This window comes from Anaerolineales bacterium (assembly GCA_003105035.1).
Taxonomy (GTDB): Bacteria; Chloroflexota; Anaerolineae; order Anaerolineales; family UBA4823; genus FEB-25.
In genome coordinates this window covers 71,635-93,945 of the sequence record PQAL01000013.1, presented here as the reverse complement: position 1 = coordinate 93,945, position 22,311 = coordinate 71,635, and the positions used below count along the sequence as shown (strand labels likewise).

General features: G+C 50.8%; 20 protein-coding genes. 9 read left to right on the top strand and 11 right to left on the bottom strand.

The window, feature by feature from the left end; translation table 11 throughout:
- Positions 1 to 22: 22 nt before the first annotated feature.
- Positions 23 to 703 carry a hypothetical protein gene (locus C3F13_06435; protein ID PWB54650.1) on the bottom strand — a complete coding sequence of 227 codons (681 nt, stop codon included), beginning with the start codon at positions 701 to 703 and terminating at the stop codon, positions 23 to 25.
- Positions 700 to 1,212 (bottom strand): hypothetical protein, encoded by a 513-nt coding sequence (locus C3F13_06430; protein ID PWB54649.1) that lies wholly within the window; start codon positions 1,210 to 1,212, stop codon positions 700 to 702. Before C3F13_06430 ends, C3F13_06435 begins: the two co-directional genes overlap by 4 nt.
- Before the next feature lie 278 nt (positions 1,213 to 1,490).
- Here C3F13_06430 and C3F13_06425 point away from each other — a divergent pair, with 278 nt between their 5' ends.
- The 5 genes from C3F13_06425 (at position 1,491) to C3F13_06405 (ending at position 5,618) form a co-directional block, all read left to right on the top strand.
- Positions 1,491 to 2,924 carry a hypothetical protein gene (locus C3F13_06425; protein ID PWB54648.1) on the top strand — a complete coding sequence of 478 codons (1,434 nt, stop codon included), beginning with the start codon at positions 1,491 to 1,493 and terminating at the stop codon, positions 2,922 to 2,924.
- Positions 2,925 to 3,041: 117 nt separating this feature from the next.
- Positions 3,042 to 3,227 carry a DUF1059 domain-containing protein gene (locus C3F13_06420; GenBank protein PWB54647.1) on the top strand — a complete coding sequence of 62 codons (186 nt, stop codon included), beginning with the start codon at positions 3,042 to 3,044 and terminating at the stop codon, positions 3,225 to 3,227.
- 305 nt (positions 3,228 to 3,532) lie between these two features.
- Positions 3,533 to 4,462 carry an ABC transporter gene (locus tag C3F13_06415; GenBank protein ID PWB54646.1) on the top strand — a complete coding sequence of 310 codons (930 nt, stop codon included), beginning with the start codon at positions 3,533 to 3,535 and terminating at the stop codon, positions 4,460 to 4,462.
- Complete coding sequence (locus C3F13_06410) at positions 4,459 to 5,274, top strand: hypothetical protein (protein PWB54645.1); 816 nt, start codon at positions 4,459 to 4,461, stop codon at positions 5,272 to 5,274. The genes C3F13_06415 and C3F13_06410 overlap by 4 nt, the downstream gene beginning before the upstream one ends.
- 149 nt (positions 5,275 to 5,423) lie before the next feature.
- Positions 5,424 to 5,618, top strand: coding sequence for a hypothetical protein (locus C3F13_06405; GenBank protein ID PWB54644.1), 195 nt, complete (start codon positions 5,424 to 5,426; stop codon positions 5,616 to 5,618).
- A 141-nt stretch (positions 5,619 to 5,759) separates the two neighbouring features.
- On the opposite strand, the gene C3F13_06400 is transcribed toward C3F13_06405, so the two are convergent.
- From C3F13_06400 to C3F13_06390, 3 genes are all read right to left on the bottom strand, one after another.
- On the bottom strand, positions 5,760 to 7,238 hold the full coding sequence (locus C3F13_06400) for a hypothetical protein (GenBank protein PWB54643.1): 1,479 nt from the start codon (positions 7,236 to 7,238) through the stop codon (positions 5,760 to 5,762).
- Positions 7,239 to 7,296: 58 nt separating this feature from the next.
- The gene (locus C3F13_06395) at positions 7,297 to 7,626 is read right to left on the bottom strand and encodes a hypothetical protein (GenBank protein ID PWB54642.1); all 330 of its coding nucleotides are present in this window, start codon (positions 7,624 to 7,626) and stop codon (positions 7,297 to 7,299) included.
- Between the two features lie 364 nt (positions 7,627 to 7,990).
- The gene (locus C3F13_06390) at positions 7,991 to 11,212 is read right to left on the bottom strand and encodes a hypothetical protein (protein PWB54641.1); all 3,222 of its coding nucleotides are present in this window, start codon (positions 11,210 to 11,212) and stop codon (positions 7,991 to 7,993) included.
- Positions 11,213 to 11,471: 259 nt separating this feature from the next.
- Between C3F13_06390 and C3F13_06385 the strand changes: the two genes are divergently transcribed.
- Complete coding sequence (locus C3F13_06385; GenBank protein ID PWB54640.1) at positions 11,472 to 13,940, top strand: hypothetical protein; 2,469 nt, start codon at positions 11,472 to 11,474, stop codon at positions 13,938 to 13,940.
- A gap of 62 nt (positions 13,941 to 14,002) precedes the next feature.
- Here the strand turns inward: C3F13_06385 and C3F13_06380 are convergent, their stop codons facing one another.
- Both C3F13_06380 and C3F13_06375 read right to left on the bottom strand, forming a co-directional pair.
- Entirely contained in the window at positions 14,003 to 14,236 is a 234-nt protein-coding gene (locus C3F13_06380; GenBank protein PWB54639.1) for a hypothetical protein, read from the bottom strand.
- A 219-nt stretch (positions 14,237 to 14,455) separates the two neighbouring features.
- Entirely contained in the window at positions 14,456 to 15,526 is a 1,071-nt protein-coding gene (locus tag C3F13_06375) for a hypothetical protein (protein ID PWB54638.1), read from the bottom strand.
- Between the two features lie 155 nt (positions 15,527 to 15,681).
- On the opposite strand from C3F13_06375, the gene C3F13_06370 reads away from it, so the two are divergent.
- The 3 genes from C3F13_06370 (at position 15,682) to C3F13_06360 (ending at position 19,142) form a co-directional block, all read left to right on the top strand.
- A complete protein-coding gene (locus C3F13_06370; GenBank protein ID PWB54637.1) occupies positions 15,682 to 18,159 on the top strand; it encodes a Clp protease in 2,478 nt (825 codons plus the stop codon).
- A gap of 242 nt (positions 18,160 to 18,401) precedes the next feature.
- Positions 18,402 to 18,884, top strand: coding sequence for a hypothetical protein (locus C3F13_06365; protein ID PWB54636.1), 483 nt, complete (start codon positions 18,402 to 18,404; stop codon positions 18,882 to 18,884).
- A 3-nt stretch (positions 18,885 to 18,887) separates the two neighbouring features.
- Entirely contained in the window at positions 18,888 to 19,142 is a 255-nt protein-coding gene (locus C3F13_06360; protein ID PWB54635.1) for a NifU family protein, read from the top strand.
- A gap of 60 nt (positions 19,143 to 19,202) precedes the next feature.
- On the opposite strand, the gene C3F13_06355 is transcribed toward C3F13_06360, so the two are convergent.
- From C3F13_06355 to C3F13_06340, 4 genes are all read right to left on the bottom strand, one after another.
- Positions 19,203 to 19,574, bottom strand: a complete 372-nt coding sequence (locus C3F13_06355) for a TIGR03987 family protein (protein PWB54675.1) — start codon at positions 19,572 to 19,574, stop codon at positions 19,203 to 19,205.
- Positions 19,575 to 19,670: 96 nt separating this feature from the next.
- A complete protein-coding gene (locus C3F13_06350; GenBank protein ID PWB54634.1) occupies positions 19,671 to 20,111 on the bottom strand; it encodes a GNAT family N-acetyltransferase in 441 nt (146 codons plus the stop codon).
- A 31-nt stretch (positions 20,112 to 20,142) separates the two neighbouring features.
- Complete coding sequence (locus C3F13_06345) at positions 20,143 to 21,243, bottom strand: serine/threonine protein phosphatase (protein ID PWB54633.1); 1,101 nt, start codon at positions 21,241 to 21,243, stop codon at positions 20,143 to 20,145.
- Positions 21,244 to 21,248: 5 nt separating this feature from the next.
- Positions 21,249 to 22,199 carry a hypothetical protein gene (locus C3F13_06340; protein ID PWB54632.1) on the bottom strand — a complete coding sequence of 317 codons (951 nt, stop codon included), beginning with the start codon at positions 22,197 to 22,199 and terminating at the stop codon, positions 21,249 to 21,251.
- Positions 22,200 to 22,311: the final 112 nt, after the last annotated feature.

The following is a 22,311-nucleotide window of genomic DNA, read 5'->3' as shown; positions in this document are numbered from 1 at the left end:
AATTAGGGGGTGAGCCGTACCCTTAACTATCCCCTGCCTCAATCCTAGATTGAGCCATCGCTTGTTTTTCTCTGTCCAGGTTAGCCCCCACATGGTCTCCCAACTTCTCGCGTGCGATCGCTCGTGCTGAGTAAGCCCTCGCCACTCCTGGCCAGTTCTCGAGTGGTTCCAGGATTTCCAATGCTTGCGAGGCGATATTTTCCAGGTCAACCGGGTCCTTCTTGATCAAACCGGCATTGGCTAAGTCAGCCTCCAGGATCCAGTACCACCCCAATCCTTGCCGGTGGTCATAACTCTTGCCTTGTTCAAACAATTGTCTAGCTTCATCGATCAGCTTAAATCCATCGTCGATCATCCCAGAAACGATGAGGTTGGTGCCATTGGACATCAAAGCCCTCGCCAGGGTGATGTCGTCTGCAGATCGGCGGGCAGCTAAAATCTCCTGCTCACTCAACGGTAGGGCTTCATCAGGTTTTCCGAGCTGCCTTAGGATATTTCCCTGACGCATCAGGCAGTAGGACAACACCCTTTGCTGGTCAGCATACTCTGGCTCTTCCTGCCCAATTTCTAATGCACTCAGCAACTGCCCGTACTGCTGGTAGCGGTCAAGTGCTTCGTCAAGTTTCTCATGCAGCTCCAGCTCATGCAACGCATTCTCGATTTGGTTTTCAATTGTGAGAATTTCTTGTGACGCTGTGCTCATGGGCTCTTTCCATGCTCATTCAACCATGCGGTCAGCATTTCCAGGTGCTCCTGATGGTGGTCGTATGAACCCATGACGCTGGCCGAGAGTGAATAGCCCCCCATCCATTTAAATCTTCCCACAGTGAGTAAATCTTCATCAGGGATTTGAGCGATCAATTTCAGGTATTTCGAAAACTGGGTCGACCAATCCACATACACTTGCTGCCAGGGTTTCTCGCGGCAGCGCTCATAATTCCAGGCATTGGTGCGGTCGACATCTTCATTGGGGTCCGGGCCGAATAATTCCCACCAGGTGGGATAATGTGGATCGTTGCCTTGCAGTACAGCCTCGGCACGCGCCACTGATGCCTCCTGCCAGAACCAAAGGTGAGCAATCACATCCTTGGTCGTCCAGGGGGAGGGCTGGAGTGCTGTAGCAATCTGCTCTTGATTTAGACTGGCAAGCAGCTCCTGCCAGCGGTTGTAAATGTCTTCGAGTCTCGAAATGACCAGCGACTTTTCATTCATACTTTGTCTCCTTTCCAGTTCATAGAATTGGAGCCACACAATTGTAGCACCGAACCCCAACCCTTAATGGTATGACGCAGGTTGCCCAATATATTTTCTCATGCCTGGCCACACAGTTTATTTTCGCGGGTTAATGAGAATAACAAGCTCTTCGTCTGATCAATACTGGCTGATTAATCACCAGCTTAGAAGACAATATAGACTATTAATATAATATTTATCATATACGGAACGAATTTTCTGATATGGTCGTTATAATAGTGAAAGGAAATTGACCGATGAAAACAAAATCGATTTTTGCATTTTTGCTTATTGTGAGCTTTTTAGCTGCCTGTACCCAGGCCACACCCTCAGCTTCGTACCCACCACCTGGGTCAATATCCGCCACGACTACAACCGCCATCATTTATCCAGGCCCTACCGTAGTGGCGTCACCCATACCGACCGTTGCGACCATGATCCCTGCGGAGCAAGCTGCAGTGGATGCCCTATCAAAAAAGTACAACATCCCGGTTGGCCAAATCAGCATTGTTAGCACTGAAGCAGTCACCTGGACTAACGGTTGCCTGGATGTTGTCATTCCTGGCGTCCTGTGCACGGACGTGATGGTGGATGGTTATCGCATCATCATGGAAGCCATTGGCCAGCAGTATGAATTCCATGCCAATCTGGATGGTACCAACGTGATGGATGCTTCCCAACAGCTGGCTACGCTTCAGTTTGTGGTCCGCACCCCAGGGCAGGCAGTGACAACCTTTACGCCTGATTTCAGCCTTGGCCCAACGTATAATCCAGCATTTAATGGTTTTCTACCAGTTGGGGGATCTATCAATGGGATAGCATATGTGTATGATGCAGCCCAATCAAAAGTTTTGGCTGTGGATACCAATGGCGAACATGAGCTGCCCTTTATTCAAAGCCCCACCTACGGGTTAGCAATCTGGCGGGGCGGCTTGGGATCACAGCCAATCCTTGCATGGGGAACCCAGCTTTATCCCGCTGATAGCTCTGCGTTGATGATCGCTAATCCTGATGGCTCGAATCAGGAAACCCTCTTAACCATTAGCTCTACAAACGAACCGCCGGTACAGATTGTGGCTGAGACTTGGTCAGCTGATGGACAATCGCTGTACTTCAGCAAGGAACCGGTGGGGATTGGCGGATATATCCTGTTTTCAGGCGCTTCGAACCTGTACAAGGTTGATATTCACTCCAAGGAGGTAACCGAAATCATCCCGCAAGCCTCACCAAGTGGTCCCCAGACCTGCCTGGACGCCATCTCTGGAGATTATCGGAATGTTGCTGATCATTGTGTTGCAGATATGATTACTATCCGTGACCTGCAATCCGGCACTTTGACCACAATCCAAGCGCCATCCGGTTTTACGAGTTACAAGGTGATGGGCAGTACACAATTCAGCCCGGCGGGTGATCGAGTGGCATTTGCTATGGCCAAAAACAACCCGGACGATGAGCAGGGGTGGGTGGCAATCGGGAACACTGCTGGAGGAACGGCGAATATCATCCTGACCAGCGGTCCAGGTGAGTATTACACCGTTCAAGGCTGGCTGGATGACCAGACCTTGCTGGTGCAGTCCTTCTCGGTGGGAAATCCGGGTGGGGTCAACCAGATATGGACGATTTCGGCGGATGGCAGTGTTTTGACGAAGATATCTGATGGCACCTTTCTTACCCTGATCGACAACCGTTAATCAATTGTTCATTTGACAAATGCGATAAATGGGAGTAAGATAGTCTTGTATGACCAATAAGGTCATCATGAGGTCGAGAACAAATATCAGCATAATATCTGATTGTGGAGAACCTTTATGATGAAATTAGAATGTAAAGATTTGGGAACGAATTGCAGTTACGTGGCCAGGGGGAACACACTCGAAGAAGTGAAAAAGAAGGCCATAGAGCACACTCAAAGCGTGCATCCGGATTTCCTGGCAAAGATGTCACCACAGCAGAAAGCAGATTTGGATAAGACCTTGACGCGCCTGACTCATTAGCTATATGCTTAGGGGGAATTCTGCTAAAATCACGCGACGTATGAGGTGCATGGGCACCTGAATTGAGCAGGGGGAAATGGGTTCCGAGGATAAAATATATACCACCTCCCAAACAAGCGTTTGGGAGGTGGTAGCTTTAAAATCATCATCTCGTTTTATTAATACCCAATCTTATGATTTTGTCTAGTACCTTCGATAAGCCTGGATATCATAGGATGTATTTCCATTAATCTGAGAATCACATGTTTTGATTTTCGTTATATACTTAAAATCTGGCCTAAGAATGTTCGCTAAGGAGTAGTCCCATGCAGGATGTTGTTGTTCAGGTACATGATTTCCGCAAGGTCTATGGTGAAACGGTGGCCGTGGACAAGATTAGTTTTGAAGTCAATCGTGGTGAGATTTTTGGATTGTTAGGTCCTAATGGAGCGGGAAAAACCACTACGATGGAGACCCTGGAGGGCCTGCGCCATCCCACTGCTGGATCATTAAATATTTTAGGCGTCGATCCGGTCCACTCTCCAACCCGCGTGACCAGCCTGATCGGTGTCCAGCTGCAATCTTCAGGGCTGCCAGGCAGCATGACACCGCATGAGGCGATGGAATTTTTCTGTGCATACCATCGGGTCAGCCCCCGCCACGACATGTTGGAACGCTTGGGGTTAGGTGAGAAGTTAAACGCCCAGTTTTCCACGCTCTCAACGGGTCAACAGCGACGGCTCTCACTGGCACTCGCAGTTGCCCATAACCCGCCGCTTGTGCTGCTTGATGAACCCACTGCTGGATTGGACGTCGGTTCACGGGTCGAGCTCCATGAGGTCATGCGTGAGCTGCAGGCCAAAGGAACGACGATCATCCTGGCAACCCATGACATGGCTGAAGCTGAAAAAATGGCTAACCGTGTGGCGATTTTACTCAAAGGCAAGATCGCGGCTACCGGTTCACCAACTCAGCTGACTGCTACTGGAAGCGGGCTGGTCAAGATTTCCGTTTCTTCTGAACTATCAAGTTTATCTAAGGGTACGCATGAGTTTCCTGCAGTCTCTCAGATGTTTAGCAAAGATGAGTATGTGGTTTATTACAGCCGAGATGCTGGTGAGACAGTTCCCGCAGTCTTAGCATACCTCAAACTGAACGCAGATAAACTGATCGACTTGCGTGTGGAACGGCCGTCGCTTGAAGACCGCTTCCTTGAGATTACCCAACCCGAAAACCTCACCGGAGACAAGCTATGAACGCATTTTCACATCATTTTCTCTATGATTTTCGGACTGGCCTGCGCGATAAATCACTGCTCTTATTGAACTATCTGTTTCCACTTGGCTTCTATGCCTTGATGGGCTTGCTCATGACAGGCCTTAACCCTACCTTCGCACCCACCATGATCCCCGCCATGATCCTGGTAGCGATGATGGCCTGCACCCTTTTAGGCTTGCCTAATCCGATCGTAGACGCACGCGAAGCCGGGATTTTTCGTAGTTTCAAGATCAACGGCGTTCCTGCACTCTCGATCATCACAATTCCTGTTTTGAGCAGCTTTGTTCACATGCTTTTGGTTGCCCTGATCATTACCTTCACAGCTGGACCGCTATTTAAAGCTGGCATACCCATAAATTGGGGATATTTTATCCTGGTCTTCGTGATCACCGCCTTCACTTTCGCCAGCCTTGGCATGTTAATCGGGGTGATATCACCCAATTCACGGCTGATTGTCTTATACAGCCAGGCCATCTTTCTGCCTTCCATGATCCTGGGTGGCTTGATGATTCCTGCCAGCATGTTGCCACCTGCGTTGTACCGCGTATCACTCCTCCTCCCCACGAGCTACGCCATGAACGCCTGGCGCGGGTTGGCATTTGGCATGCCACCTTCCTTCGACCCGATTTGGTCGGTTGTCATTTTACTTGTTAGCTGTATTATTTCCTTTGGATTATCTGTCTACCTATTTAGCTGGGATAACAAAAACCGGCGAAAAGGCCGGAATCCGCTACTTGGCCTGTTAGCACTGTTACCCTATGTGCTGGGCATGATATTTTTAATCCAATAATCTATGGAGGTAGGGAGAAGTAACGACTGAATACTCATGCTTATTTAATCCCCCTATTTTCGATAATTGATGTATGATTAATTTATCCGAGTAATTCGGCTCGGAAAATTATTCTCATACCATCCAAATGAGAAGAAAGGAGCACATCTATGGCATTCAGTTTTAAAAACTCGAAGGGGCAAACTTATTTTCTCCATGCCACGACGCGTGTCCTAAAGAGTGGAAAGAAACAGCACCTTTATTACTTTGCAAAGACTCAAAAGGCGGGCGCATTGGATTTGGTTCCACAAGGTTATGTGGTGACCGAAAGCAAGACCGGGCTGCCCGTTTTGAAGAAAAAGTAAATCGTCTGTTTTTACACTGGCTTGCCAACCAACCAGTGGATCTCTGCTTTCAATAAGCGAGAGATAGAAGCAACTCTCATTTGGTTGGATTTACGAAATTAAACGGTGCACTTCTGAAGAAGTGCATCGTGCTTTTAACCTTTATAGTTTGCTAATGAAGACCTTTACTACCTCGGGATCAAAATGCCTGCCCGACTCTCGCAAGATATATTCCAAAGCTTGCTGTTCGGACCAGGCATAACGGTAAGGCCGTTTCGAAGTAAGGGCATCCCATACATCAACAACGGCAAAGATGCGCGCCGAAAGCGGGATGGCAGTACCCTGCAAGCCTTGTGGATAACCTTTCCCATCCCACCTCTCATGGTGGCAGTATGGAATCTCAAGGGCTGGGGAGAGGTAATCGATGGTCTTCAGCATCTCAAAGGCATGCAATGGATGTTGACGCATGATCTCCCATTCAGCTGGGGTAAGTGGGCCAGGTTTTAACAATATTGAATCGGGAATGCCCATCTTACCGATGTCATGCAACAATGCACCTCGTCTTAAGTGAAGCAACGTTTCGCCGTCGATTCCGAGTATGTTCGCCACTCGCAACGTCATTTCAATCACCCGGTGAGCGTGACCAACCGTTTCACGGTCGCGCAGCTCGAGAGCCTTGGCCCAACCTTCCAGGGTAGCGTCATACGCGATCGAAAGCTCACTGTTCGAATCCTGCAATTGCTCAAACAGGGATGAGTTATCGAGTGCGATGGCAGCCTGCCCAGCCAGTGCTTCAAGAAATTCCAGCCGTTCAGGGTCGATCGACCGGGGTGCGCGTAAAAAGATCTCCAGCACGCCTTTCAGCTGCTTCTTAGCGATCAGAGGTATCCCGTAGTACCCTCGAAATCCTTCCGCTTCGATAGGCAGGGGTTGAGCTCCCATATTTGATTCGGGAGGTAGGTCCGGGATATGGATCATCTGCTGCGTTAAAGCCACCATCCCTGCGAAACCTTCACCCATACGGATCATCTTATTGAGCAAGGCTTCTGTGCGGAATCCGCGCCAGGCACTATACTCGAGAACCGGTGAGCCAATCTTATGCAGGAGAATGGAGGCAGCATCCACGTTGAGCTGGGCCACAATCTGCTCGAGCAGCACGCCCAATGTAAATTGCAGGTCAGGTCCCGCGGAGATGGCCGTGTCGATCGTGCGTAGCGCTTGCAGGCGGCATACCTGGCGCTGGATCGTTTCCTCCGCAACCTTCCAATCGGTAATGTCGGAGATGAAACCTTCCAGGTACTGGTGTGATCCGTCTAGTTTTAGAGGGCCACTCCCGACTTCCCTGACCCATTTGATCTGGCGGTTTTGGGTATGGATGCGGTAGACCAACTCAAATGGTTTCTGCTGCACAATGGCATTTTGGATATTGATCCACACCATTTCCCGATCATCCGGGTGGATCAGGTCGCCATAGGCAGTGAGCCGGTTCCTAACCAGGTCCTCCGCCAGATATCCGGTTAGTTCCAGACATCCCCTGCTGGCGTATTCCAGAGTGCGCCTAGAATCATTGCGACACTGGTATACCATGCCAGGGATGTGATCAAGCAATGTATTAAAGCGGGGATTTAATTCCCGCAGCACAACATCTCTGTTCAGGCTAGAAATTCCTTCTACTAGTAATATTTGTTAATATCTAGTTCTAATTCACTCTCACATACTGTCTGACAGGTTCAACGGGTAGATTTACCCGGCTTTCCTGGGCATTTTTCTGGTAGTTCGCCAGGTTGGCAGCAAAATCCACCAGGCTGGTGGGGCGCATGGATGAGAGCCAGCTCTGATCCTCATCGTTCAGGTTGAATGTCTCTCCCTGATACCCGGATGACGCAGCGAGTGTTGGATTTGCCATCAGCATGCCGCGGAAGCTCTTGCTTACCACAGCTGCACACAACAGGCGATTCAGCTCATCATTCGATGACGGATGATCAAGCTGTGTACTGATTTGTGTTGATGGGGAATCAATCATTAACATTGGATTTTCCTCGATCATTAGGATCATATGGATATTGGTGATGATTTCTGATTGGCATGTGTGGATTGGCTGGATACCAATTATCCACTCACATCACCAGGCATGGGCAGGCCCATGATAACAAAACGACCCGAAGCGACTAATGTGATGATTACGAGGGCAAAGCGAACATAGCGGGCATCGAACTTGGCGAACTTTAAATAAATATTGGAAAGGCAGGTGTTCATTTGAATATCTCCTCTTAAAAAATGGTATATGATCGTACTTTATCTCCATATTATTACACAATCAAGTCCTCGAAACAGTCTGTTAAAGATTAATAAATCACCAATTCTATTGCATGGATTGATTTGCTTCTGAGTGGTTAATTGATTAATTTATAGAGTTGCTCTGTGTCTGATGAAGGTTCGAGCCCCAACTCTTCCATCAGGTATTGCTTACATTGCTCATACTGGTTCTTTATCCCCGAGCGGTTGCCCAGTGCGGCATAGGCTTGCATAGCCAGTCGGTGGGCCGATTCCATGCAATGATTATCTGCCAGGATTAGCTGAGAGTACGATAACGAAGCTTTAGCTTCGCCCTGCTCTAATAGCAGTTGTGCCAGGGTCAGTTGTGCGTGCTCGTGAAGCTCACCTAATCGCTGGCGCTCAGTCACAACCCACATCCCCTCTCCTTCTGGGAAGAACTCTCCCTGGTAGATAGCCAGGCCTTCCTGAAGCAGGGCGATTTTTTGTGCGGGCGTTTCTGCACGTTCTGACTGGAGCACTTTGTGCTCAAAATCCTGCGCATCATAGCTGTAATCGAGGTCAGCATTAAAATTGTACCGGCGATCACTGCTGATGACCACATCTTGTCCGAGGGAATAGCGGATGTAATATAACGTATTCCTGAACTGAAGCCGCAGCTGTTCCGTTGAGCTATCGGGCCACAGGACCAATCCGATTTCTTCCTTGGTCAGGCTTTTGTTCGGATGGGTAGCCATAAAGAAGAATAGCTCACGTGCGCGCTTCTGGTTAGCCCAGCTCGGAGTAGTCACTGGTTTACCATCCAGTTTTACCTGGGCACGGCCAAGCGCATGGATGCTGAGTTTTGGAGGAATGAGTAGCACCGTCGCGGTATGCGGTCGAAGCTTGCGTCGCAGCCCTGGGATTTGCCGCTCAAAATTCTCGATCCGGTTAAGTAGCTTTACAACTGGAGCTCCAATTCTGACATCTTCCATATACTTTCGAAGTACTTCTTTAGCAACCCGACCCGCCACGATCAGTGGTTGGATGCTTTCCAAATCATGCACCCAATCAAGCACTTGCTCCATCGATGTTTGTGCAGCTTGTAAGTCACCTTTAAGGGAGTAAGTATTACATAGCAGCAGAGCCGCACTAGCGGCTTCTAATTTCTGCCCACCTTCACTGAAGATGTCATAGGCACATCTCAGATGTTCAAGGGCAGCCTCCAGCTTATTCTCAGCGAGGGCGACATTCCCTGCCTCCAATGCCCACAGGCTATTTTCGAAGCTGGAATGGCTTTTTTCAACCAGCTCTTTAGCCGACCGCAGATATGCATTGGCGCGCACGTATTTACCTTCACGCCTGGCCAGCGTGGATTCGGCCAGCTCCACATTGAGCAGCAGGAAATGGTCATCCAATTTCTGGCAGATATCGCTTGTTTTCTGGAATGCGTCGCGAGCGCTGTCGTTGGCTTCAAGGTCTGCATACAGGTTACCCAGGTTAAATAATAAGTAGGCTTCACTGCGCAGGAAGTTGTTGCTCCTCGCCAATATTAGCGCCTGTTCAAAGAGCTTGGCTGCTTCAGAGTAAGCTCCTGCCAGGTGGTATAAGCTCCCCAAATTGTTCAGTACGGATGACTGGCGGGTCGTATTGCGTACTGCCTGCCAATATGACAGCGCTTGTTCATTATGGCTGACCGCACCGCTTGTATCCCCTTGATATTGGCTGCAGATACCCAGCTCCATATGAACCAGCGCCACGTTCTGGTCTTCTCTTAGTTCTTTAAAAATCGATAACGATTGGTGCAACATTTTCGCAGCTTTTTCAAGCTGCCCCTGGTAATACAGGCTTATCCCGATTGACCGGAACGCTCCAGCGCGAACAGAACGTAACTCACGCAATCCTTTGGAAAGTTCCAGCGTCTCCGTGCCATCCTGAATTGAAGCTTCGTAATTACCGCGATACCGGTGAGCAGTTGCGCGCCGATCAAGTGTGCGTGCCAACCCAAGGCAATCATTTGCCTGCCGTTGGGCAGCTTCGGCTCGGTCAAGATATTCCAGGCTTTTCTCCACCTGCCCCTGGATTAATAATACCGTGCCCTTGAGGGAAATCAAGGTTGGCCTCACCTCCAAAAGGTCAGTCGGCAGTTCATCCAGCCATTTAGCCAATAGGCCTGACTGGGTATTACGGATGAGCGACGTGCCGGCTTGTTCGAGCAGATCAGCGGTAGCCTGAGGGTCACCGAGGCGATTGTAAATTGAATGGGCGTTTACCCATTCTTCGCGCCCGGCATACACTGCGGCGATCCTGCGTAACAAGCCATCCAGTTGCTCGGGCTTTTCTTTCACAAATTGAGCTCGCAAGAACTCCCCGAATAAATGATGGTAGCGTAGCCACCTGCCATCCTCTCCCACGGGTAGCACGAACAGATTGTTTTGGATCACCTGATTAATCAGCGCGCGCCAATTGGCTTCAGTTCCCCAGATGGCACTACACAAGCCTGCATCGAACTCGTATAAGAATGAGGTGCGCAGCAGAAAGTCTCTTACTTCCGGGGTCTGTTGATCCAGGATCTCTTCAGCCAGGTAGGTATACAGCTCAACGCCTGTCACTCGTGCTGCCCGCATCTGGTTGGTCATCCCCGGTCCCATCACCTGAGCAGACAACATCAACCCGGTGATCCACCCTTCTGTGTCACGTGCCAGGTCCTGCGAGGCAGCCTCGGATAACGTCACGTGGTAGTACTGCAATACAAAAGATTGGATCTCATCCGCCCGGAATGCTAATTCTTCAAAGCCCATGCCACCCACTTGCGACCGGGCGACCAGCAGTGGCAGGTCTGGCAGGCTGAGAAGGGTGCGCGAACTCAAGATTAAGTGGCAGTTCTCGGCTGATTCATTGATGAAGCGGTTGATGAATGCCTGGATTTCCTTTACACTACTGACGAAATGATAATCGTCCAGGATGATCAGGAAATGCTCCTGGATGTGTTCGTAGGCATCGTTAACGATCACCGAGACAAGCTGGTTGATATCCGGGTTGAAGGGGTTGATCGCCGCCAGGGCTGTTTTCGATGACTCACCAAAAGCCGGGAAGCGCTGGTTGAGGGCGGCGATGAAATAGGTGAAGAAACGCTCGGGCGTCTGGTCGAGCTCATCCACCGCATACCAGCACACCGGTAGATCTACCTGGTAAGAAAAGTCGATCAGTAAGGAGGTTTTTCCATAGCCAGCAGGGGCGATCACCAGGATGAGCTTCTCGTCCAGCAGGTCGTACAGCAAGTTGATCAAGCGCTGACGGGTAAACAGCTCCTTACGGCGCTGAGGTAGTATGACCTTGGTGAGCGTGGGTTTCCGTGCCATGTGTTTCTGCTTTACTTCTAGGCCTTATTTTACAGTATAGCATAATCCGGTTGGTTTCTACATTATATAAATTACATCAAGAATTTGACTACCTGGCCGATATACTATAAACTATTGCATCCCACCTCCTGGGTATTTTCGATCTCGTAATCTGTTCTGGGCACTTCACATCAAAACACCAGTAACGAGGGCAGTGTTGCGAAGAATAGTATTCATCCTTTTGGTTTTATCCTGCTTGTTAATTCTTCCCCAGCAGGTATTGGCAGATGAATCGCTATACGTGTATTACGCTGGCCCTGTGGGTGGCGTATCCACCGCCTTGAGCCTGGATAAAAACATAAAACTCGTCACCGATCCGAATGTTGCCGATGTCTTCGTCTTGAATGGCAAGATCCCCGCCGATCTTTCGATGCAAACCAGGATCATGAATGGCGCTGGATTGGTGCTGATCATGGGATCAGATATCACCGCCTCCCAGCTGAGCTCATTGTTTGGCGAACAGGTTTCCATTGAGTATAAGGAAGATCCGCTCAGGTTGACCACTTCTCCATCGGCTACAGATCCAATTCTCGCTGAAATCGACTGGATGAGTGCCCCACAGGTCCGCAGCCGCGATCTGGTCAGCAACACCAGCTTCTCACCAATAATTATCGGTTACGAAGATGGCTCGCTGGTGTTGGGAAGCCACTCCACCGGGGTGGGAACAGCCTATCTCTTTACTGCATTTCTTAATGGGGATAATCCACAGTTCCAGGAATGGGGCTATTTCAACTATTTCATTTATTACATGGTCGAAAGTGCGGCTGGGCGCACACCTCTCTCGTTTGGAGAATATCCTGCCTCGCCAGTGCCACATACCCGTGACCAGCTCATCTTATACATTTTGCTGGCCGGTTTGCTACTTGCATCTGTCGTCGCCTTCTGGGTGGTCAGGCGTTATAGCGTCAGTCACCCTGAGGCGCTGAATATAATTGTCGCGGATCGGGCAAAATTTTCCGTGCGTGAAGCCACAACCGACTGGGAGAATATTGGCTTTCACCGTCCACTGGCTGGTTTCTTAACGGCATTCTTTTTAGGCATCCTTATTTTTGTTCCGCTGATCATCTACCAGAACCTGATCCTGCCGGTATACCTGCTGCCATCCGCCCAGGCGATCGGAATTTGGGGACGGGTGACCCAATTTTTCCTCGTTGTCTGGAGCTTCTTTGATATGGGGACAAGCATCGCTTTTGCCAAGTTCTTGTCTCAGCATCGAGTGAGTGATCCACGGCGGGCCGTACAGTATGGTCAGGTGTTTGTCTGGTGGCAGGCGCTCTCGGGAGCTGTCCAGGTTGCCCTGGTGGTGGCCATTGCCGGCTCTATTTTGCCGAAGACTGCCCTTGCCATCTATGCCTGGAGCATTATCATCCATACGTTTATCCAGATCCCTGGTTTTTATCAGGTGATGCGTTTAGCCCTGGTGGGTTTACATCGTTACGATTATGCAGAGATCGTTGAAATCGCCTGGTCGGTCGTCTTTCCCATGATCACAGAGCCAATTTTCGTCACAGTTATGGTCGTCTGGGGCAAGGCACATCCAGCCTTCGGTTCATCCATGGGCGGTTTGTTTGGTTTGGGGATAGCTGCCTACGCGACCGAGCTACTGACCTTCTTGTCCGGATTATGGTTTTATAAACGCCTGGGCTACAATGCTCGCATCTATTTCATGGCACATTTCGACTGGTTGGTGATTAAGGATTCAATTCGTTTTGGAGTTTTTGAGATGCTGGGATCGGTTGCCTACGGAATTGGCCAGGCAGCAGAAGTTGCCATCAGCCAGATTTATCTGGTCAACTACACTGAGATCTGGGGGAATTGGAGGCTGGCGCAAAACTTCGTGTACGCCTTCAATGTTATGCAGCCCCTGATGAACAACCTGATGCCCTCCATTTCTGAAGCTATCTCCCATGGACGAAAGAAGCTAAGCCAGTATTACTCGGCCATGGGTTACAAGTGGGGCGGTATGATCAGTGCCATGCTGGCTGCTATCTTGCTGGCGGTTGCCGACCGCTTCATCTTAGGCGCCAGTGGGCCAGAGTTCGTCAGGGCTGCCCAGTACAGCATCCCGTTGTTGATTTGGGGTACCATCCAATACCCTTCGTGGGTGGGTGATAATATCCAGCTAGGTTCCAATAAGCCGTGGATGAAAAGCGGTCTGATTGCCATGGAACAATTCATGCGCATCGTGCTGGCTTACCTGTTAATGCCCAGCTTGCAAATTAATGCCCTGATCATTGCCTATATTGTGGCCATCATGACGAAAAATATCGTGGCCTACATCGCCAACCATAAGCTGTGCTTTCCTCAGCGAATTTATTTCTGGCAGTCCCTGGGGGCTCCGATTCTGGCGGGGGTGGTGCAATACGGCGTGATACGCTGGATCACTGGCCTCATCTGGCAGGGCGATCAGGTCACCAGCATCCTGATACTCACCATTGCCATCCTCCCATCTTACCCAATCTATGCATTCGTATATGGCTTGTTCGGTGGCTGGGATGATGCCACGCTTGAAGAAGTTCACCGTGCCGCACAGATCAGCACCATCACGAAGCCATTTGCCTGGTTATTCTGGAAAGCAACTGCAATTGGAGCGCGCCTGAGTCCGCTCCATAATCGTTTTCCCATATCCAACCGCCAGGCTGCATTGGACGAAGCCCAGTCACTTATCCAGGAACGCGTCACCCTGTAAAAAAAAGCGAGCCTTCAGCAGGCTCGCAGAATACCAGTTATTCAGTTTTATTTGTCCCTGAGTTACTCTACCCAGGCACATCCTTCCATGATCATCTCGAGGGCCATGGTGTGACTGCAGGTCTGGCGTGTCTTGAAAAAGTCACAGTCGCACTGCCAGGAATTCTTATCATAGATGACATTATGGGGGTTGTTATCCCCGTCGAAAGTAACCAACAGCGACTTAACATGGATACGTTCACGCTGTTCAGCATAGCGTTTTGCTTTCTCTCGCTTGCGGATCAAGCCAGAATCCATATTTTTAAATTCGTCTCCTTTCGTTTGTCAATATCTGGATAAAAAAAGCACGCGTCAAGTAACGCGTGCCACCGTTAACTACAGTCACTATTCAGTTTTGAGAGAGAAACTCGCATAGCGGTATCTTCTCCGTTCAATTTCAGTATAAGCCAATTCAATGGGAAAGTCAACCGACTTTTGGTTTTTATAACCTACGATTCACCTACAATCGGAGGGCGATCATAGCTCGATGAGTCTGTTTTCCATCCAGATTAACGTCTGGTGGGGGTAAAAACCAGCTGCTTGTAATAAGTCCACGGCCGTTCGTGCCGGGAAATTGAGGCTCAAAGGCTGTTCCCTGCGCATGCTGCTACGGGCGGAGATCAACAAGCTCAGGATGGCTTCATGATCGAATAGCTCGGGGATCGCCAGCCAAAGGGTATCCGTAAACCCGGTAGAATGTTTCCAGCTCAAGACACCCTTGAGCACGCCATCACGTTCCACACTCCAATGCCGCAGGAACTCGAGGCTGAACGCCCGGTAGAACTTACCCCAGATATCGGGGCGGAACAGGTTCCAATCAAAGGGGATGTTCCAGGCCATATCTCTCGGATAGAGTGCCTTCAACCACAGGCGTTGACTGGCCCAGTGATAAGGCTGGCGATTGACCACATTGACTCCCGCAGGAGTGGTTTCATTGGGAAAACTTGGACCGCTAAACCAGCTTGTGCGGCGTAGCCGCTCAATAAAACCATTGGTCTCATAGATATGGATGGCACTCGGGTTGTCCTCGCGTACCTGTAGCCACACCGAGCTCACTCGGTGTTCACGCGCATGCCTGAGAGAAGCGATAGTCAGGGCAGTGGCGATCCCCTGCCCGCGATAATCGGGGTGGGTGGCTACGTTGGCGATCATGTAACCCCGCTTCCCCTCGATTGTGACCGGGATCAGGCTGCAATTGCCCACCAGCTGGCCAGCCTCCTCCCACACATAGCCGGAGGGCATGAAGGCAGATTCCTCCATTAGGCTATTTGCCAACCTGATGACGGATGGATTTTGAGCGGCCCTACGCATCTCGTTGAGATACTGCCTGCCTTCCGGGTCGAGCGTGTCGAAGAAACACAGCTCCACCAGGTCAGCAACCCTGGTCAGGTCTTTGCGTACATCCAGGCGGCGTAGATGCTCTTTGGCATTTGTGGATAAAGCAGCTTCCATACTCGTCATCGACATCATTTTACCCCAACTGCCAAAGTTCATGAGGCAGGAGCCTGGCGGGCAATATGCGTAGAATGCTCGCAAGCCAAACTTCATAAAATCAGTTCAATAGCGGTGTATCTGGGCTAGTTGATCTGCCGATTAAATCTAATATCCCTTATATAGAACTTATATACAATTCTTACGGGGCATATCTCTTGCATTAACTTACTCGATGTTATAATCTTCCCGATAAGGAAGGATTATTGCCTATGATGCGATTTGATCGATTTACTGAACGTGCCCAAGAAGCTGCCCAGCGGGCAGCCGAGATCATTCAACGCTATGGGCACAATCAGATTGATACTGAACATATTTTGCTGGCGCTGATTGAGCAACCCCAGGGCGTCATTCCACAGATCCTGGAATACCTCAAGGTTGATTCAAATGCTCTTACCGAGCGCCTGGATTACATCCTGCGGACCAGCCCGAAGGCCAATATCTTTGGCGGAGGCGCCGGGCAGATTTTCATTACCCCGCGTGTCAAGCGAATCATTGACTTGGCTAACGAGGAAGCCAATCGCCTGAAAGATGAATACATCTCCACCGAGCATATGTTCCTGGCCATCTTGAATGAGCGCAGCACACCAGCAGCCCGCTTGCTTGAAGGGGCTGGAGTGACGCGTGAACGTGTCTACGAAGCCATCCAGCAAATCCGCGGTGGCCAACGGGTTACCGACCCGCAAGCCGAGACCCGCTACCGCACGCTGGAGAAGTACTCACGTGACCTGACCCAGATGGCGCGGGAAGGCAAGCTTGATCCCGTGATCGGGCGTGATACCGAAATCCTGCGTGTTATCCAAATCCTTTCCCGCCGCACCAAGAACAACCCTGTTCTCATCGGTGAGGCTGGTGTGGGTAAGACTGCTATCGTGGAAGGATTAGCTCAAAAAATCGCCTCCAACGATGTCCCCGAAATTCTGGTGGGCAAGCGAGTGATTGCCCTTGATCTGGGAGCCATGATCGCCGGTTCGCGCTTCCGGGGTGAGTTCGAGGAGCGTCTCAAGGCCGCCATCGAAGAGATCCAGCGGGCCCAGGGAGAAGTCATCCTGTTTATTGATGAGCTTCACACGGTGGTAGGTGCTGGTGCCGCCCAAGGTGCCATGGACGCTTCCAATATGTTGAAGCCTGCCCTGGCCCGTGGAGAATTGCAGTGCGTAGGCGCCTCCACCCTCGATGAATATCACAAGCATATCGAGAAGGATGCCGCTCTTGAACGGCGCTTCGCACCCGTATATGTTGAAGAACCCAGCGTGGATGACACCATCCAGATGCTGCGCGGTTTACGCGACCGATACGAGGCCCATCACAAGGTGACTTTCTCAGACGATGCTCTGGTTGCCGCCGCACGCTTATCCTCCCGCTACGTGACCGACCGCCACCTGCCGGACAAAGCCATCGACTTGATGGATGAAGCTGCCGCCAAGTTGCGGGTAGCACTGTATTCGCTTCCTCCCGAACTGAAGGTCATGAAGAGTGAGGTCGATCGCCTGCAGGCTGAAGAAGAGCAGGCTGGGCTGACGCGCGATTACGAGCGGGCTGCCGAGAAGAAAGCTGAACGGCTGCGCCTGGAAGGTGAGTTCAATACCTTGCGCGATAAATGGGAAAGCGAGCACAAGCTCGACGAGGTGGTGGATGTAAACGACATCGCTGCCGTTGTAGCCCAGTGGACGGGCATCCCCGTTTCTCAGATGATGGAAACCGAGTCTGAAAAGCTACTTAGTATGGAAGAACGTCTGCATGAGCATATCATTGGCCAGGATGAAGCCATCCATGCCATCTCTGATGCCATCCGGCGATCCCGGTCTGGCTTAAAGGATCCGCGTCGGCCGATCGGCTCATTTATTTTCATTGGCCCCTCCGGTGTAGGAAAGACGGAGCTTGCCAAGGCGCTGGCTGAATTCCTATTTGACGATGTGGATGCACTGGTACGCATCGACATGAGCGAGTATCGCGAGCAGCATACCGTATCGAGGCTGTTCGGTGCCCCACCGGGATATGTGGGTTATGAAGAAGGTGGCCAGCTCACCGAAGCTGTCAGACGACGACCATACCGGGTGATCCTCTTCGATGAGATCGAGAAAGCTCACCCTGAAGTGTGGAATGCCCTGTTGCAGATCCTGGACGATGGCCGATTGACCGATGGCCAGGGACGGGTGGTGGACTTCCGCAACACCGTGTTAATTATGACCAGCAACCTAGGCACAGAATACGTACGTAAGTCGGGCAGCCTGGGATTTGTACCGCCGACCTCCACGACAGAGGACCGCGAAGCCCAGGATAAGATCCAGAAAGCGCTCAAGAGTACTTTCAGGCCTGAGTTCCTCAACCGCATCGATGAGATCATCACTTTCTCACCGCTTTCTCTAGAAGACATGGTGAGGATCGTCGATTTGCAGATGAAGGAGATTGAGGAACGCATGGGAGACAGCGGGTTTACCATCCAGTTGACCGATGCCGCCCGTAAGTGGCTGGCGGAAACTGGCTATGACTCGGCATTCGGTGCCCGGCCGCTGCGCCGTGCCCTTCAGAAATTCCTGGAGTCACCTCTTTCGCTCAGCCTGCTGAGCCGTGAATTTCCACGCGATGCCCACATCCTGGCGGATGTGAATGAATCCAGGGATGGATTGGTGTTCAGCACATCTGAGAAACCTATCCCTGTAGAAATACCTCAAGAAACAACCAAGTAACCTCATGGGTCGGGATAGAACTCCCGACCCATTTTCTTTTATCTATTTCTGTCAAGAGAACGGTGAGGAATGGGGGTATAGGCAAAATCACCATATATCCGGCTAGCTTGTTATGATTTCCGCCATAAAATCACCATGCACCTGTAACCTGTATAGGGTGATATTTGTCTTTCATATGAGGATATTAACCACTTGGTAATTTACCCCTATAGTATAAAATTTTTATCGTGGAACATCAACACATGGACGCTGAGGTTTTTACTAGCCTGTTCCTCTTCCGGGATCTTTCACAAGAGCATCTGCAATTGCTCCTACCTCTCTTCATGGCGTACGAATTTACAGGTGACACGATCCTGTTTGAGCAGGGTGACCCGGCAGAGAACCTGTTTGCCGTCGTTAGTGGCGAAGTGCTGGTAAAATTCAAGCCGGATGACGGACCGATAATCGAAGTTGCCCGGGTGCAGCCTGGCAGCATCGTGGGCTGGAGTGCGGCACTGGGAAGCAGGCGCTATACATCCACCGGGGTATGCACCACTTCCACTCAGCTTCTCCGTGTGCGCGGAGATGACCTGCGCCGCCTTTGTGTGCAACATCCAGAGACAGGCGCCATTTTCCTAGATCGACTGTCCACCGTCATCGCCGAGCGGTTGCACTCCACGCATGACCTCGTTCTTTCACTGCTGCAGCTTGGGCTCCAGGCCACCCCTGAACCAAGCGGAGGATAAATTATGGCAACTCCAAGCAATGGTAATGCCCCAGTTGAAGAGCAAGTGCGCGTGCTCGTCCAGCGCTTGAGCGCATATATCGAGCAGTTCCACGGCGGCTCGGTGGAATTCATTTCTTTTGACGGAAAGGTTTTGAAAGTCAGGCTGGGGGGTGCCTGTTTGGGCTGCCCACTATCGCCCAACACCCTGCATGGCTGGGTGGAAGGCACAGTCAAGCAATTCTTCCCGCAGATTGAAAGCGTAGAGTCGGATGCTTGACTCTTTAGAATGACCGAATGGTAAGGGAGGGTGAAAGCCCTCCCTTATTTTTTAACCCTTTCACTCCACACCCGGCATATTGATGATCATTGGGCTCAGGTACGGGATCAGCCAGATAAACCACACCACCAGGCTGAATTTATGGAAATTTAGGATCATCTGTTCTTCCTTGCGAATAAGCACCACCGTGGCCCACACAGCGTGGATCAACATCAGTCCGATGGCAATCACTCCGGTGATTCCATGGATATCAGCCGTCAGCCCACCCGCCATTTCGATCATTAGTCCCGTCCCCCAGGTGTCGCATACCAGCCCCAGGTAAAAGAATACCAGGTGCCAGGGTTTTAGTCTGCCCTGGATACGCTCACTCCATACGCCGATCGTGTAAAAAACCAGGGCCAAGCTGATGATGATGAGTGGTGTAGTAGCCATTCCGGTCATGTGATCTCCTTATATTTGTTGATCCATACCACGTTGAATGCGGGGTGGTACTTGATTATGCCTGTAGTGCCCTTGAGATAGCCGGGCTCAAGTTCGATGACCATGAATACTTCGGGCGGAACATCTTACTCGCACTTGATTCCAAAGTTTACAGACGGGGTAAAACCCGAAGCGGGGGTAATAATCCTTGTGACCCAGCACGACACATGCCCCGAAACCCGATCGCTTGCACTGCTCCAGGCCTGCCTTGATCAATGCTGAGTCTGTCCATTGATCCTGATGCTCAGGGAAAATAACGATCAGCTCGAGGCACATAAGCTTGAGTTCTGGACGATCTCTGAGATTGATTGGAATGAAGAGGCTATGCTCAATGAGAAAGCCATCTTCTTCAGCAACCAGAGAGATGTGTGGTTTCTCCATTTGCCGAAGTTCTTCAACGAGGTTAGCTGCTGCTTCTGTGTTGAAGGATGAAGCATTGGTCGCACTAACGATCTTGTAATCTTTGGGTGTTTCATTCCGGATGATCATTTTGCTTCCAGGAAAAAACACTTGTTATCCGTCATGGAGTTGTCATTGCACAGCGGAAACCTATGTTGTCAATGGCATCATATGGCTTGCTCCACATGCGGATAGATGAGCGTATGTCTAGGTTACTGTGGTTCCAGCTGCCACCCCGGAATACACGGCCTTCACCGGAGGTGGGACCAATTGGGTTAGTATCTGGCGCGGAAAGATAGTACGTCGCCCGGTACCAGTCGTTCACCCATTCCCACACATTGCCTGCCATATCCAGCGCTCCATATGGACTAGAACCTTGAGGAAATGATCCTACCGGAGCCGTAAACCGATAACTGTCGTTAAGGGCAGGGTCTACTGATTCTGGATAGAGGCTAACATCGCCAAAGTTGAGCAAGCTGCCAGAAGGTGCCGCCTCGCCCCATGGATATGTACGGCCATCGATTCCCCGTGCCGCTTTCTCCCATTCTGCTTCGCTGGGTAAGCGGGCCGCCACCCACTCGCAATAGGCTTTGGCATCGTACCAGGATATATTCACCACGGGGTGAGCCTCCATCCCTGTAATGCTGCTGTCTGGTCCCTGTGGGTACTGCCAGTTTGCTCCTTGTACTTCGCTCCAACCGGCGCCGTCAAAGACCCAGGCACTACTTCGCCATTCTGCATGAGTCTGGTAGCCAGTTGCTTTCATGAAGCGTGTGAACATGGCATTGGTGACCTCGGTCTGGTCTATCCAATATGCATCCAGCCTCACCTTGTGAAGGGGGCTTTCGTCCGGGCGCAAATCGTTACCCATCCAGAATTCTCCACTAGGTACATAAACCATCATCATGCCATCTTGCTGGCGTATCTGGGTGGTTATCTCGAATAGTTTCGTATCGACGGTGGGGGATGAAGTTGGCTGAAGAGTTATTGTCGGGGAAAGAGATGGGATTGGAGATGGGGTAGATGTACTTGACGTAATAACAGTAGGTGTTGACTCAAGTGATACAGTCAGGGTTGCAACTGATACTTTTGATGTTGATCGGACTATGGTCTTTAGTGGTGCAATAGTTGAAGTAACCCCAGCCTTTGGTTGGTTGCACGCTAAAGTTAGCCAAAAAAACAACACAAAAATTTGAACATAATGCAGGGGTTTCTTTTTCATTACGGTCAATTCTCCAATCCAACCAATTCGGTTGGTTCCACACCTTCCCGACTTTTGTGCACCAGGTAGATTCCGATCAGCACCACCAGGCCTCCGAGCCACTGCTCAGTTCGTAAGGCTTCCCCCAGAAGTGGAATCGCTAACAGGGCGGTGACCACCGGTTGGCCAATCAGCGTGGGAGAGACCACCGAGGCAGGCAAATGCCCTAAGGCATACCCAATGGAAAGGTAGCCTCCCACCTGGGAAATTAGAGCGGCGCCCAGAAAGGCCAGGTATGTCTGGGAGGGGTAACCCGTCAATGGCATGCGCATCCCGAGGCTGATAGCCAGCAGGGTCAACGCGGCGATCACATCCACCAGCCAAATGTAAGAGAGTGTATCCAGCTTTTTGCGGCCGCGCTCCGTGACGATGAAATAACCCGCATAGAAAACACCTGCCGCAATCGCCAGCAAGTCACCCATTCCAATCGCGGGGTGGAGCAAAAAGTCGCTTCCCAGCACGATCACCGCCCCGCCCAACGCGCAGGCCAAACCCAGCCAGAACAATCCCTTTAATTTTTCACGAAAGACCAACCAGGCAAATAAAGCCACCCACAGCGGTGCCGTGTTGCCAAGCAAGGTGGCATTGGCGGCCGAGGTGTACCGCAAGCTGGAGTTCCATGTGCCATGGTCCAGGGCAGTGAAGATGCCACCCAGGATGGGGAATAGCAGGATGGCCCATGGGAACTTCACTCTATTTTTCTGTTTGCGATAAATGAAGACCGGGAGCAGGATCAGGGCTGCCAACCCGATGCGATAGAACCCAATCACCGGGCCGGGTGCGTTGGCCCACTTGCCGAACATGGCAGAGAAGCTCAGACAGAGGATGCCGAGTAATAGGGCGAGGTACGGCAGGATGGGGCGCTTGGATGGCATGCTGGATGTCAGGGTAGTCTTGATCAATTGTGCTATTGGCAAGACATTCTATCATGAGCCATGCATCCCGGTAAAAACTGCATTAATATTTCTTATCCAACCTTCAGGATTTTCCGGCAAAAATACCGTTATACTTTGGCAATCACATTAATTA

Bases quoted from the DNA above. Each gene is read 5' to 3' on its own strand.
- C3F13_06350 (PWB54634.1), bottom strand. From the start codon at position 20,111: ATGATCATCCGGAATGAAACACCCAAAGATTACAAGATCGTTAGTGCG.
- C3F13_06410 (PWB54645.1), top strand. From the start codon at position 4,459: ATGAACGCATTTTCACATCATTTTCTCTATGATTTTCGGACTGGCCTG.
- C3F13_06430 (PWB54649.1), bottom strand. From the start codon at position 1,212: ATGAATGAAAAGTCGCTGGTCATTTCGAGACTCGAAGACATTTACAAC.
- C3F13_06420 (PWB54647.1), top strand. From the start codon at position 3,042: ATGATGAAATTAGAATGTAAAGATTTGGGAACGAATTGCAGTTACGTG.
- C3F13_06395 (PWB54642.1), bottom strand. From the start codon at position 7,626: ATGTTAATGATTGATTCCCCATCAACACAAATCAGTACACAGCTTGAT.
- C3F13_06360 (PWB54635.1), top strand. From the start codon at position 18,888: ATGGCAACTCCAAGCAATGGTAATGCCCCAGTTGAAGAGCAAGTGCGC.
- C3F13_06415 (PWB54646.1), top strand. From the start codon at position 3,533: ATGCAGGATGTTGTTGTTCAGGTACATGATTTCCGCAAGGTCTATGGT.
- C3F13_06390 (PWB54641.1), bottom strand. From the start codon at position 11,212: ATGGCACGGAAACCCACGCTCACCAAGGTCATACTACCTCAGCGCCGT.
- C3F13_06435 (PWB54650.1), bottom strand. From the start codon at position 703: ATGAGCACAGCGTCACAAGAAATTCTCACAATTGAAAACCAAATCGAG.
- C3F13_06380 (PWB54639.1), bottom strand. From the start codon at position 14,236: ATGGATTCTGGCTTGATCCGCAAGCGAGAGAAAGCAAAACGCTATGCT.
- C3F13_06425 (PWB54648.1), top strand. From the start codon at position 1,491: ATGAAAACAAAATCGATTTTTGCATTTTTGCTTATTGTGAGCTTTTTA.
- C3F13_06405 (PWB54644.1), top strand. From the start codon at position 5,424: ATGGCATTCAGTTTTAAAAACTCGAAGGGGCAAACTTATTTTCTCCAT.
- C3F13_06365 (PWB54636.1), top strand. From the start codon at position 18,402: ATGGACGCTGAGGTTTTTACTAGCCTGTTCCTCTTCCGGGATCTTTCA.
- C3F13_06375 (PWB54638.1), bottom strand. From the start codon at position 15,526: ATGAAGTTTGGCTTGCGAGCATTCTACGCATATTGCCCGCCAGGCTCC.
- C3F13_06370 (PWB54637.1), top strand. From the start codon at position 15,682: ATGATGCGATTTGATCGATTTACTGAACGTGCCCAAGAAGCTGCCCAG.
- C3F13_06345 (PWB54633.1), bottom strand. From the start codon at position 21,243: ATGAAAAAGAAACCCCTGCATTATGTTCAAATTTTTGTGTTGTTTTTT.
- C3F13_06355 (PWB54675.1), bottom strand. From the start codon at position 19,574: ATGGCTACTACACCACTCATCATCATCAGCTTGGCCCTGGTTTTTTAC.